Here is a 13,008-nt window from a genome sequence, read left to right on the forward strand (position 1 = left end):
AATAAAAAACCCGACTATCAAATAAATGATAATCGGGTTTTTGTTCTATGATTATAGTAATTCTTTACGTAACTCAGCAGCTGATTTTGGTGAAAGCAAACTGAATGGGATATCAAATACTGTTTTCGCCCCTTTATCACCAGCTTGGCTTAGACGATGTGCTGCACGTGCATAAGCGACTAAAACACTAGACGTGAAGTTAGGATTACTTTCTAATTTTAATGAGAATTCAAGAATTTGTTTATCGTTTGCACCACTATCACCACTGCGGATAACAAAACCACCATGTGGCATACCTGTGTGGTTTGCTTTAAACTCTTCTTCTGAAATGAAGTTTACAGTTGTGTTATATTCATCGAAGTAGTTAGGCATTGTCACAATTTCTTGCTCAACTTTTGCCGCATCTGCGCCGTCTTCTAGTACAACCCAGCATTCACGAGCATGTTTCTCACGTGTTGTTAGCTCTGGATTTTCACCGTTACGTACACGATCTACTGCTTCTTTAATTGGTAAAGTATATTGTACAGCATTTTTAACGCCTTCAATACGACGAACTGCATCTGAGTGACCTTGACTTAGACCATCTCCCCAGAAAGTATACGTTGTACCAACTGGTAATACAGATTCACCTAATAGTCGATTTAATGAGAATAGACCTGGATCCCAACCAACTGAGATGACAGATACTTTGCCAGACTTTTGAGCTGCTGCATCAACCGCATCGAAAAATTCAGGAATTTTCGCATGTGTATCGAAGCTATCAATTGTATTAAACCATTGAGCAAAATGTGGACCTTGCTCTGGTAAATCTGTTGCTGAGCCCCCACATAAAATCATAACATCAATGTCATTTTGGAATTTTTCAGCGTCCTCTACTAAATATACGCTCGCATTGCTAGCTACGTTTACTGTTGAAGGGTCTCGACGTGTGAACACCGCTACTACTTCCATATCTGGATTTTGTGATATAGCATACTCCACACCACGTCCTAAATTCCCATAACCAACAATACCTACTCGAATTGCACTCATTAAAATTCCTCCTCACGATTACGCGACTTTGTGAAAACCTTCACGTTAAATCTAACTACAATAATACTTCGTGTTAGAAAAATTCACAATAGTTTGAGTATGAGTTTTTTTGAAAGAATATATATCAGTTTTCTATGATTTTTATCCAATGATGGTATGAATACGGTTACAAATTACTTAATATTCCATGAACCTTTAAGTTTTCGTTAAAGCCTTGTAAATGACGGCTATTTTTCGAACCAGTCTTGTACAATAAATGTAACGACAAAAGGGGGCATGTTGAATGAAAAGTACTGGTTACTCATTAAGCACAACAACGGCACAAGGAGAACTACTTGCATTCCATATGATACAAAATTCTGTGGATCACAACAGTGAAGCGATTCAAACTGTAAGGAAGCCGCTTGAAAGTTTTTCACCAAACAAACATTTATGTATCGGTGTTCTACCTTTTGACGTTATGGAAGACACCTTAGACAAATCCATTCAAAAAAACAGGGTTAATGAAGTAGACTTTTATAATAGCGGTAAGGAAATTGCTCGCTGGCTCATTAAAAAAAGTGAATACAACAAATCTAGCCATGACTTCTTAACTTGAAGTCTTGAAGAACCGTTTATTTCGAGTCTAGATCAAACGATAGCTTCATGCTCCTCCTGTTTTTAATTCCCCTCCCCTACTACTGAATCTCCTGAGCCAATTGTGCGAGGCGTACTTCATCAATAATATGATAGCCTGTCTTTCGTTTTTCTAAAATCTTCTCCTCACAAAACTGTGCCAATACATATAACAAATGGCGATAGGAAACCCCTAAATACTCACAGATTTCTGTATGTTTTTCCTTATAGACACCCTGATCCGCAGATAATTGAATAAAAGCTGCTAAACGACTTTCAAAAGGATATGCCTGATTTTGTGTATATTTGGAGGTCATTTTTGTTGCCTTTTCCCCTAAAAATACGCAAAGTCGGCGTAAGAATAGTACGTCAGCAAGTAACTTTTCCTTACATGACTGAGTAATGGAGTAACAAATTGTCTTCGTTACTGTTTGAATTCCCTTTGTATATCTTGCCTCATTTAGCAATTCAATTTCTCCCATAAATAAAGGCCCCTCTAAATATTCGATAAGCGATACCTTGCCATTCTTATGCGTCATATAAAGCTTCGCCTTGCCCTCAATCATGTAATACAATGTTTCTGGAAAGGAGCCTTCCTGGAAAATCCACTCTCCTTTGTTAAATTCACAAACCTCTAAATAGGGATCAATGTCAAATGAGAAAAAATCATGGATCGGATATTTTTCAAGATAATGGGTGCGATTTTCTGCTGTTAGAATATGCATTTTTTTACTCTCTCCTCTGAAAAATATGAGATATCTCACATTATTGTAGCGATGAACGTGCTATTATTCAACATAGTTAAATGGAGGTACGGTAAATTTATGAATAATCAACGATGGCTTTCTCAAAATTTCTTTACATTTTTTATTACTTGGGGCATATTCTTACCCTACTGGACAGGGTGGCTTGTGGATGCAAAACATCTGTCTGTCTCGCAGGCAAGCGTTGTAATGGGCTGTGGGTTACTTGCCCGTGCCACGTCTAATCTTTTCTTCTTCCCTACGCTTGCTAAATATGTAAACAATAAACGACTCATTACCATCTTAGCAGTCGGTGCTCTTCTGACAGCACTGCTTTACATACCTAGTTCGGGCTTTAGTGCATTATTAGTTGTAACTATTTTGTTTAGTATTTTTTACCCAGCACTGTTACCAGCTGTAGAAAGTAGTGCCGCAACGCTTGTCCAGTATGGCAACATTCATTATGGTAAAAGCCGTTCCTATGGTTCCTTTGGCTTTGTTATTGCTGTATTAATTATTAGTATGCTAACAGGAGTATTCGGTAAAAATATTATCTTTTGGAGCATGATCATTGGTTTAATTGGCATGTTGCTCATGCAGCAATTCGCTACACCAAAGGAATTGCTTATTGTACCGACAAAGGAGCAACGTGCTAAATCATTGTCCATGAAAACACTATGGAATATTAAAGGCTTCCCTATTGTCTTATTCATCGTTATTTTATTGCAAGGTGCACATGCCTCCTATTATAGCTACGGTTATATTTACTTGGAAGATTTACATGTAGATCCATTTTATATGGGCATGATTATTAACATCGCGGTTATTTGTGAAATTTTATACTTTATGAAGGCCGATACACTATTTACGAAATGGCGTTCTTCTTCATTATTATTGTTAGCAGCTATCGGGTCTTCTCTACGTTGGTTACTAATATTTATGTTCCCAAATGTTTGGGTATTTATTGCCTCACAGACTTTGCATGCATTATCCTTTGCCCTGGCACATTTTGCTTTTATTCGTTATCTAACGCAAACCCTTCCAAAGGAGCAAATTCCAAACGCACAAGGCATATATTCTGCATTAGCCATGGGGTTAAGCACAGCCATCCTGACATTTTTGGGAGGCTATTTATACGAAATATCGCCTGGTTTATCCTTTGCTGCTATGTTAATTTGTACCGTTCCAGCCATCGCTATAGTGCTCATGACACGACGCAAATATCAATATTAATATGAAACGCAGGTGAGAATTACTTCACCTGCGTTTTTCATTTCGGATAATAGGAAAATCCAGGATATTTCACCACAGGCCACTTTTCTTTTCTTAGCGCTTGTATTAGCTCCGGGCCAACGTGTAGATTGCTTTGTACCAGTTCGGTTGGTGTTAGCGCCATCCATTGATTTAAAGAGACGTCCTGGAAACGGTCACTTTTAAACATTTCTAAAAACCATAATGGCTCCGTACCCGTATTTTCAATATAGTGACCAGTCGCAAACGGCACATAGCCGACATCTCCTGCACGATAATCGAATGTTCGAGCAGTTCCATCCCCAGTGAATACCGTCATACGCCCTTTTCCTTGTAGATAATATTGCCATTCATCATTGTTCGGATGCCAATGTAGCTCCCGCATTGCCCCAGGCTCAATTTCCACTAATGCTGCCGCAATATTTTTAGAGATTGGGAAATTGGTCGAATCAACAATGCGTACACTGCCACCCGGTGTCTTCAAGGGTGGCTGAGCTAGCAAACGATGTTTAAAGGTTTGTGGCACCTTACCATAGGGAGATTGGATTTTTTGCGAGTCTATTGATCCAGGAACAGTGTCTTGATAAATATACACCTGTTCATTCGGAATATCGTCAAAGGCACTAATCGGTACACCAAAGTTCGCTGACAGCACTTCCTTTGGCGTATGAGCAAACCAATCTGAAATAGAAAGTGTATTGAGATCTGAGAAATTCCCATCATCAAAGACTAATAAAAATTCACAGCCACCCGCTAATCCTTGTATGGAATGAGGAATTCCTGGTGGGAAATACCACAAATCCCCTGGACCTACATCCGCAATAAAGTTACAGCCATTTTGATCGACTGCCGTAATACGCGCATGCCCCAATAGCATATAAGACCACTCTGCCTGCTGATGCCAGTGTAGCTCACGTACGCCCCCCGGTGTCAAACTCATATTAACACCTGCCATTGTTGTCGCAATTGGTAATTCGCGAACCGTAATTTCGCGCGACCAGCCACCTTGATTCAAGGTCATATGCGTGTCTGAAAATGAAAATCGTAGGTTTGGAATCAAACCTGCATCTGTTGTCGGCGGCACGAGCATATCAGGATTTTCTAAATCTCGCATAATATCGCGTGGCCCTTTATCTATGCCTCCTGCCCCATCACTACGCATAGGCTGAGGCACCTGAAAATAACCTGACGACATATTTTCCAATTATTCACCTCTTTATGTTAGAAATCGAACTAAAATGCTATGATTCTCTAAAATGTATGGGTATACAGCTTGGATTATGCACTTTACTTTCAGGGACGGTTTTCACCTATCATTTCGTTTCACCTATTTTGAATGCTCCTCTTACTTCTTGCAAACTGTACAGCCATCATGTACGGGCGTTACAAAATATCCGTAGCCTCCATCACACATTCATGCAAAATGTCTAATCCTTCCTCCAATTCCTCGTAGGTTGCGTAGGCATAGGATAATCGAACATGATGCTGATCCTGAAGATCGTAAATATAGCCTGGATTAATTAAAACACGACGCTGTAATAGCTTGAGAAAGAAATCCTTATCGACAACAGGCTTATGGAACTTGAGCCAAATGTAAAAGCCTCCCTTCGGCTTATGCCAGTCAGCCACTCCTCTAAATTTTTCCTGTAATATTCGCTCTGTAAAATCAGCACGATCCTGTAATTGTTGACGTAAACGTATAAGATGTTTTTCATATTTTCCTGACCGCAGCCAATGCAGCACAATTTCTTGTGAAATAGCACTGGAGCCATAGTCCGTTTGCATTTTAATATCTGCCAATCGTTGGATAACTGTCGTTGGACCGATTAGCCAGCCAATGCGTAATCCAGGACTCAAGGATTTAGAGACACTACCAATATAAAGAACCTGTCCACTACTATCCATTGCCTTTATCGGTGGTGATGGGTCATCAAAAAGCAATTCATGGTAAACATCATCCTCGATTATAGGAATGCGTGCTGCTTGGCAGACCTCATAGAGTTGTTTTTTTTCCAAAGATGTCCATACATGGTTGGTTGGATTATGCAGGGTAGGAATGGCATAAAACACGGCTTGTTTTTTTCGTTTCCTATGAGACAGCGTCTGAGCAAGCTGTTCATCGCGTTGAATCCCAATCATTTGCATACCAACAGATTGAAATGGATGAACAGAATTCAAATAGGAGGTTGGTTCCTGAAATACAATGGACCCTTGCTCTAATAAACCAACGGCAATTAGCTGTAAAGCTTGTAGTGCGCCAGAGACAATACAAACGTTCTGAGGCTCCGCTTCAATCCCTCGTTTCTGTACATAATCACATATAGCTGCCCGGAGTTGATCATTGCCCTGTGGGGAAGAGTAGCCTAATGTTTTGGGCTGCAATGTTAGCTCCCTTAGTGAAGCTTCAATTTCATCTGTTGGTAACAGACTCGGCGCTAGTTCTCCTGTTCCTAATCGAATCACATCATCTCGCTGCTCATATTCGTTAATTAATTGAATCGTATGATAATTTGGCTTATGCAGGCTCGTTTCAATATAGTTTTGCCAGTTTGGCTGTGTTTGTTGAAGTAGAGCATGCCAGGAATTGCGAGTGACATAAACTCCTGAGCCTATCGTTGCTTCAAGGATGCCCATCGCTTTTAATTCCTCTAAAGCCTGTTGAACTGTACTGCGATTCACGCCAAATTGCATGGCCAACTGTCTTTGAGGAGGCAGTTTGGTCCCTGCTGCCCAATCCCCTCTTTCGACTTGTGCTGTTACCCATTGAACAATTTGTTGCTGTAATGTGCTGTCACTTTGTCTATTTGGCTGCCAGCTCATAGTCATCACCTTCCATTTAAAATTGGGTGGATAAAAAACCATCCAATTGGTCGTTTTCTTTTAGTTATACCATAGCTAAAATGAATAAAGAAAGGAGGGATTGATCGTTGGAAGTATTTTTTCATGGCATCATTTTAGCATTCGGCCTCATTTTGCCATTAGGCGTACAAAATGTTTTTGTTTTTTCTCAAGGTGCTACACAACCAAATATATGGCGCGCTCTGCCAGCAAGTGTGACTGCTGCTATTTGCGACACCATGCTAATTTTACTGGCAGTTTTTGGTCTATCATTAATCGTCCTACAATTTGAATGGTTACGTATTATCCTCATGTCGGTTGGTATATTGTTCTTACTTTATATGGGCTATACGATTTGGCGTTCAAGTCCAGCAACTGCCGATCAGAGTGAAGCACTTCCGGTGAAAAAACAAATTCTTTTCTCACTTTCTGTGTCACTTCTGAATCCACATGCCATATTAGATACGATTGGGGTCATTGGCACAAGTGCCTTAAAATATAGTGGTACAGAGCAAATTATTTTCACTACAGCATGTGTCCTCATTTCATGGCTATGGTTTTTCGGCCTTACTTTGACCGGAGCCTCTTTCCAAAAGATAGATAGCTCTGGTAATCTGATGAGAATTTTTAATAAATGCTCAGCCATTTTTATTTGGGCAACAGCTTGTTATCTCGCTTTTGGCTTCCTGTAACCTACATAGAAAATGCTCAGGATTTCTCCTGAGCATTTCTTTTATAAGGAGACAAAAACCATGAGCTTTTCATCAAACAGCTCTGTTTCTGCCGATCTTCCCTCTGTCCATTCTTCGCCATAATGTATGGATTTGACTAAAACATTGGCTTGTAATAATGCTTCATGCTGCTGAATGATGGAAAGTACCTCTTCACTACCGCAAAAGGCGATTGATATATATTGTTCAACAGGCAGCTGCCACTTTTTACGAGAATCTTGAATAAACCGAATTAATTCTCGCATTTGCCCCTCTTGAAGCAAACTCTCGGTTAATTGAACATTCATCAATACACGGCAAGTACTATCTTCAGCTAAAATATAGTGGTCTTTCACAATCGCTTCAGCTAAGACATGACTTGATAATAATGTTAGCTGCTGCTCTTCTACCATGATCGGTACTTCCCCATTGCGCTGTAGCTGTTCTTTCTCCTCATCCTTTAACGTCAGCATATACAACTTTACTTGATTGACCTTTGAACCAAATGCGGCACCAGCTGTTTTAAAATTAAGATTATATTGGATGCTTTCATATGCAGAGAAATCATGTGTCCATTTGCAAGCTTTCATGTTTAATTCTTCTTGAATTAGCTCGCTATAGGCTTGATAATCAGTCAGCTCTCCAGATACAGCAACAATAAGCTCACTTAAGGGCTGTTTAACCTTCATCCCCTGACTATTACGAATACTCCTGCCAAGCTCTACAACTGTTAAAACCGTAGCCATTTCTTGTTCAAGCTGGCGATTCACTAGTTTTTCGTCGTAGATTGGATAGTCTTCTATATGCACACTCTTGCCTGTTAATTGTCGGTAAATATCTTCTGTGATAAAGGGTGTAAATGGTGCAAGTAATCGGCAAATGTTCGTTAAAACCTCATAAAGGGTACTAAATGCGCCCCGTTTATCCGCTGTCAGCCCATGTGCCCAAAATCTGGCACGTGATCGACGAATGTACCAATTACTTAGCTCTTCCATTAATTGTGCCATTTCCCTTGTTGCGTGTGTAAATTGATATTCCTCCATAGCTGCTGTCACAAGCTGGATTGTGTGATGCAATCGGGACAATATCCACTGATCTAAAGGTGTTCGTGTACCAGTATTTGTAGCATCGTACGTAAATCCATCAATATTGGCATAGAGCTGATAAAATTTAAACGTATTATCCAATGTATCCACTAGCTTTGATTTAGCATCCACCACAATCTTTTTGGAAAAACGCTTTGGATTCCAAGGGGAGCTATCAACTAAAAACGCCCAACGTAATGCATCCGCTCCATATTGCTCTATTAACTCTACAGGCTCTAAAGCATTGCCTTTACTTTTTGACATCTTTTGTCCATGTTCATCTAACACATGCCCTAACGATAACACCTGTTTATAAGCTGGCTTTCCTGTAAATAACGTCGATACCGCTAATAAGCTATAGAAAAAACCGCGAGTCTGGTCTATCCCCTCAATTACAACATCTGCCGGAAATTGATTGTGAAAAGTTTCTACATCTTCGAAAGGATAATGTTGCTGAGCAAAGGGCATTGAGCCGCTGTCAAACCATACATCAATGACCTCTGGTGTACGCGTCATATCCCCTTGACAAGTAGGACAAGTACAAACAATTTCATCAATAAATGGCTTATGAAGCTCGATTTGTTGATCGACATCTCCCTTGGCTAATTTTGTTAACGCTGTGATACCGTTGGGAGCCTCCTCATGCCCGCAATCCTGACAAATCCAGACATTCAACGGTGTACCCCAATAGCGGTTACGGCTTATATTCCAATCCACTATATTTTCGAGAAAATTGCCGAATCGACCGTCCTTAATATGATTAGGATACCAAGTCACCTGCTGATTGTTTCCTAGTAACTGCTCTTTTAAGGCGGTCATTTTGATAAACCAGCTGTCCGTTGCATAGTACAATAATGGAGAATCACAGCGCCAGCAATGAGGGTAGCTATGCTCATATTTTTCTTTACTAAATAAGAGCTCCTTTTTCGCAAGCATTTTTATAATATCCACATCACAATCTTTTACAAATCGTCCGACAAGCTCTGGCACCTCCTCTGTGTAACAGCCTTTCAGATCCACTACATTGACAAAGGACAAGCCATGCTGTTGAACCGTCTTATAATCGTCCTCCCCGTATGCTGGAGCAATATGCACAATCCCTGTACCGCTATTCTCAGTGACATAATCAGCCATCACGACAACATGACCTTGCTGAACAGTTACATATGAAAATGGTGGTTGATACGACACACCAGCAAATTCCTGCCCAGTATGCTCACTTAAAATTTCCACAGCTTCTGTGAAAACCTTTGATACTAATGATTTGGCAAGAATAAATACTTGATCCCCTTGCTTTATCCGTACATATCGTAGGGATGGATTCATCGCCAATGCCACATTGGCAGGTAATGTCCATGGTGTTGTTGTCCAGCCTAAGAAATATTCATCACGATCAGCAAGCTTAAACATGGCTGTAACAGATAAATCTTTGACATCTTTATAGCCCTGTGCTACCTCATGTGAGCTTAAGGAGGTTTGACAACTCGGGCAATATGGTGAAACTCGATGCCCTTTATATAAAAGCTGTTCCTTATGAACATGGCTTAAAATATGCCACACCGATTCTATATAGTCATTACTTAATGTGAGATATGGATCATCCATATCAAGCCAATAGCCAAGCTGTTCTGTAAAGGAACGCCATTTTTGTTCGTAGGTAAAAACACTATTTTTACACGCTTGAATAAAACGCTCCACCCCATAATTCTCAATCTCCTGCTTTCCTGAGATACCTAATGCCTTTTCTACTCCTAGTTCCACAGGTAAACCATGTGTATCCCAGCCTGCTTTTCGTTCAACCAAATAGCCTTGCATTGTTTTATAGCGGGCCACTACATCTTTAATCGTTCTACCAAAGGCATGCCCGACATGTGGTAAACCATTTGCTGTTGGTGGTCCCTCATAAAATACAAAGGGTTGCTGTCCAGCTCTATTTGTGACGGAAGCTAAAAATGTTCCCTCTTGCTCCCACAATGCCCGTATCCGTGTTTCTCGTTCAAGCGTCGATTCCTTCTTTTGTTCTGTTTTCATTTCATTTCCTCCTATACAATATTATTTTGTATAAAAGGCATACAAAAAACCCCGTCCCAAGGAAAGGGACGGGGTTAACCGCGAATACCACCCTAATTCTATTGACACCTTAGTCAATAGCACTTAGCAACGTACTATCATACGTGTTCTTTTTAACGGTAGACACCCGGGTTAGCTTACTATTTTCAGCTAACCTTCTCAGAGAGGATTTTCATGTAACATCTGCACACCGACTTCCACCAAATGCCGGCTCTCTGTAGAACAAAATGAAACATTACTTTTTCTCATCAACGAATTTGTATGCTTTTATTGTCACTCATCTTATCAAATTACCAATTGTCTGTCAACGGTGGACAACCTTAATTTATTTCGTTTAGACAAGTAACAATACTTTCATACAAAGATGCATATTGAGCTTGGTGATTCGTTTGAATAAAAAAGCTCTTAAGCAATGTTTTACTATTAAACCTTACGATATAAAAATTCGCTTCTTCCAATTGGTCTTTTAATGTGGATAAGGTTGCTGGCATTTGCTGTATTAACATGGACTGTAAAAGCTGTTCTTGATTCTCTTGTTCCCATGTCGTATGACCCTACTTCAATGCGTTTAGCTTATCCTTTAAATGATCTGCCATCAATATGTTCTGTATCAATTGTCAGACTCCCCTTTGTTCATTATTGTTATGTTCTCACGGTAGAGCCCTTCTAACTTCCAACCATCATTAAAACGGACATATGTAAATTCCTTTTGCCAATCATCCAGGTGCACTATTACCTTGCTACGCCAAGGTAAGGTGGAAGCAACTATTTTCCCCCTGCGAATCTCAGCTATATCATCCGCTACACCAAGAAGTGTGGAAGGTGCAATTGTGTGATGTATTAAATACTCCTGACGATCTGGATTAGACTCAATTTCCACCATTACCTGCTGGTGAAAAGCAATTACCTGCTGATTGGCCTGAAGCAGTGAATAGATTAGAGTACCACCGAATAGAATCATGAACGAAAATATAATAAGTACATACTTCTTCTTCAAACCTATGTAAAAAGCCCAATGCTTTTCTTTGTTGAATAAATGGATATACATTGCAATACTTAAGGGCCACAAAAATAGTAACTGCCAACATAGGACTACCCAAAACAATTCTCCAAACGAGACAAAATAGCGAATACCTAGGTAATTGAAAATCCATAATGGCATCGCCCAACGCCAAGTAGATTCTTCCTGTGACTTACTTTTCAAATAAATGAGTAAGAGTGGCAGGCTTAGGAAAAAAGCAGTTGCATTATCCAATAGAACGAATATCAACTCTTCACCCCTTTCACTTAGCAAATTATTACAACTATTGTAACTGAATCCAACAACGAAGAAAAGCTTGGATACAAACAAAAAAAGAGCCTGCCATTTAATGCAGACTCACTTATTGAAAATTATTAATCGAGTTACGCATTCATACTGCTTAGCCATTCATCTCGCTATATGGCCCTTTCACTCGATCACCTTTTTCCAAACAGCCGATGTCTCATGAGCCTACATTGTATCGCTAAGACCTGTAAATGGTGTGATCACCTTTTTTTCATTTGAAGATAACACGATGTTCGTAGAGGGTGTACCATAGGGCATGGTCGCATCAATAAATTGTTCTAATGTTTCTACTGAATAGGTAGCTAGTTTAACAATATAGCTGATCTCCCCTGCTACACGATAACATTCAAGAACATCCGGGTGGCTATTACAAAAAGCAGATAGGCTTTTACAATCGATGGATTTAAATAAAATAATTGCCTGAATGGTACGTTCCATTTTTTTGATGTTCACTTTAGCGTGATATCCTTCAATCACACCTTGTTCCTCGAGCTTTTTGACGCGTTCAATTACAGCAGGAGAAGATAAATGAACGGTAGCGGCTAAATCCTTCATAGAGATTTTGGCATTTTCCTGTAACTGCTGTAAAATTTGAGTATCAATTTGATCCACCATTAATCACCTTTCTTAATCAAGTTTTTTTCACATAATTCCTGTTTTAATAAGGAGATTTATCTAAAATACATTATACAGCTTCTGTTATCGGTTGGCCGCTTTGATTACAATAAAAGCATAAAGGAGGCAGAAACAAATGAAAAAAATAATGTTACTTTTAGCAAATGGCTTTGAGGCTGTGGAAGCAAGTGTTTTTACAGATGTGCTTGGTTGGAATAAATGGGAGGGTAATGGATCAACAGAGGTTGTCACTGTAGGATTACATACACAGCTTCAATGCACATGGAATTTTAAGGTCGCTCCTGAAAAGTTACTCCATGAAATTGATTTAGCAGAATTTGATGCTTTGGCTATCCCAGGTGGATTTGAGGAAGCGGGCTTTTATGAGGATGCCTTTAGCGAGGAATTTCAAACGGTTGTCCGGCATTTTCATGAACAGCAAAAGCCGATTGCAACGATCTGTGTAGCTTCCTTAATATTGGGACATAGCGGTATTCTCTACAATCGTCAGGCGACAACCTACAACCATCCAACTAGTAAACGATTAGCACAGTTAGAAAGCTACGGTGCGACTATTGTCAACGAACGAATTGTGCAAACAGATCATATAATTACTTCCTCCAATCCAGGAACAGCCTTTGATGTAGCCTTTCGCTTACTAGAAACACTAACATCTACCACCAATACAGCAAGAGTAAAAGACTTAATGGGTTTTCACTAAT

General features: G+C 39.7%; 11 protein-coding genes and 1 other annotated feature. Of the genes, 4 read left to right on the forward strand and 7 right to left on the reverse strand.

Features of this window, described 5'->3' with window-relative positions:
* Positions 1 to 51: 51 nt before the first annotated feature.
* Positions 52 to 1,032, reverse strand: a complete 981-nt coding sequence (locus MKY88_RS12690) for a diaminopimelate dehydrogenase (protein WP_193832131.1) — start codon at positions 1,030 to 1,032, stop codon at positions 52 to 54.
* Between the two features lie 283 nt (positions 1,033 to 1,315).
* Between MKY88_RS12690 and MKY88_RS12695 the strand changes: the two genes are divergently transcribed.
* A complete protein-coding gene (locus tag MKY88_RS12695; RefSeq protein ID WP_193832132.1) occupies positions 1,316 to 1,630 on the forward strand; it encodes a hypothetical protein in 315 nt (104 codons plus the stop codon).
* A gap of 79 nt (positions 1,631 to 1,709) precedes the next feature.
* Here MKY88_RS12695 and yeiL read toward each other — a convergent pair whose 3' ends face one another.
* On the reverse strand, positions 1,710 to 2,372 hold the full coding sequence (gene yeiL / locus MKY88_RS12700) for a transcriptional regulator YeiL (RefSeq protein WP_069481539.1): 663 nt from the start codon (positions 2,370 to 2,372) through the stop codon (positions 1,710 to 1,712).
* Positions 2,373 to 2,471: 99 nt separating this feature from the next.
* Between yeiL and MKY88_RS12705 the strand changes: the two genes are divergently transcribed.
* Complete coding sequence (locus tag MKY88_RS12705) at positions 2,472 to 3,623, forward strand: MFS transporter (protein ID WP_069481540.1); 1,152 nt, start codon at positions 2,472 to 2,474, stop codon at positions 3,621 to 3,623.
* 37 nt (positions 3,624 to 3,660) lie between these two features.
* On the opposite strand, the gene MKY88_RS12710 is transcribed toward MKY88_RS12705, so the two are convergent.
* Both MKY88_RS12710 and MKY88_RS12715 read right to left on the reverse strand, forming a co-directional pair.
* Positions 3,661 to 4,836, reverse strand: coding sequence for an oxalate decarboxylase family bicupin (locus MKY88_RS12710; protein ID WP_193833686.1), 1,176 nt, complete (start codon positions 4,834 to 4,836; stop codon positions 3,661 to 3,663).
* Positions 4,837 to 5,024: 188 nt separating this feature from the next.
* On the reverse strand, positions 5,025 to 6,461 hold the full coding sequence (locus MKY88_RS12715; RefSeq protein ID WP_193832133.1) for an aminotransferase-like domain-containing protein: 1,437 nt from the start codon (positions 6,459 to 6,461) through the stop codon (positions 5,025 to 5,027).
* A 107-nt stretch (positions 6,462 to 6,568) separates the two neighbouring features.
* Between MKY88_RS12715 and MKY88_RS12720 the strand changes: the two genes are divergently transcribed.
* On the forward strand, positions 6,569 to 7,171 hold the full coding sequence (locus MKY88_RS12720; protein ID WP_193832134.1) for a LysE/ArgO family amino acid transporter: 603 nt from the start codon (positions 6,569 to 6,571) through the stop codon (positions 7,169 to 7,171).
* A gap of 41 nt (positions 7,172 to 7,212) precedes the next feature.
* Here the strand turns inward: MKY88_RS12720 and ileS are convergent, their stop codons facing one another.
* The 3 genes from ileS to MKY88_RS12735 all read right to left on the reverse strand — a co-directional run bounded on the left by ileS (position 7,213) and on the right by MKY88_RS12735 (position 12,283).
* Complete coding sequence (gene ileS / locus MKY88_RS12725; protein ID WP_193832135.1) at positions 7,213 to 10,305, reverse strand: isoleucine--tRNA ligase; 3,093 nt, start codon at positions 10,303 to 10,305, stop codon at positions 7,213 to 7,215.
* Between the two features lie 61 nt (positions 10,306 to 10,366).
* Positions 10,367 to 10,605 (reverse strand) — a binding site (T-box leader).
* A 349-nt stretch (positions 10,606 to 10,954) separates the two neighbouring features.
* On the reverse strand, positions 10,955 to 11,614 hold the full coding sequence (locus MKY88_RS12730; RefSeq protein ID WP_193832136.1) for a hypothetical protein: 660 nt from the start codon (positions 11,612 to 11,614) through the stop codon (positions 10,955 to 10,957).
* A 222-nt stretch (positions 11,615 to 11,836) separates the two neighbouring features.
* Positions 11,837 to 12,283, reverse strand: a complete 447-nt coding sequence (locus tag MKY88_RS12735) for an Lrp/AsnC family transcriptional regulator (RefSeq protein WP_193833687.1) — start codon at positions 12,281 to 12,283, stop codon at positions 11,837 to 11,839.
* A 139-nt stretch (positions 12,284 to 12,422) separates the two neighbouring features.
* Between MKY88_RS12735 and MKY88_RS12740 the strand changes: the two genes are divergently transcribed.
* Positions 12,423 to 13,007: a DJ-1/PfpI family protein gene (locus MKY88_RS12740; RefSeq protein ID WP_193832137.1), complete on the forward strand. Its 585-nt coding sequence runs from the start codon at positions 12,423 to 12,425 to the stop codon at positions 13,005 to 13,007.
* The last annotated feature ends 1 nt before the right edge of the window (position 13,008 follow it).

Source organism: Lysinibacillus sp. FSL R7-0073, from assembly GCF_038009065.1.
GTDB lineage: Bacteria > Bacillota > Bacilli > Bacillales_A > Planococcaceae > Lysinibacillus > Lysinibacillus fusiformis.

Coding starts and splice junctions, on each gene's coding strand:
- MKY88_RS12690 (WP_193832131.1), bottom strand. CDS start 1,032: ATGAGTGCAATTCGAGTAGGTATTGTTGGTTATGGGAATTTAGGACGT.
- MKY88_RS12695 (WP_193832132.1), top strand. CDS start 1,316: ATGAAAAGTACTGGTTACTCATTAAGCACAACAACGGCACAAGGAGAA.
- yeiL (WP_069481539.1), bottom strand. CDS start 2,372: ATGCATATTCTAACAGCAGAAAATCGCACCCATTATCTTGAAAAATAT.
- MKY88_RS12705 (WP_069481540.1), top strand. CDS start 2,472: ATGAATAATCAACGATGGCTTTCTCAAAATTTCTTTACATTTTTTATT.
- MKY88_RS12710 (WP_193833686.1), bottom strand. CDS start 4,836: ATGTCGTCAGGTTATTTTCAGGTGCCTCAGCCTATGCGTAGTGATGGG.
- MKY88_RS12715 (WP_193832133.1), bottom strand. CDS start 6,461: ATGAGCTGGCAGCCAAATAGACAAAGTGACAGCACATTACAGCAACAA.
- ileS (WP_193832135.1), bottom strand. CDS start 10,305: ATGAAAACAGAACAAAAGAAGGAATCGACGCTTGAACGAGAAACACGG.
- MKY88_RS12740 (WP_193832137.1), top strand. CDS start 12,423: ATGAAAAAAATAATGTTACTTTTAGCAAATGGCTTTGAGGCTGTGGAA.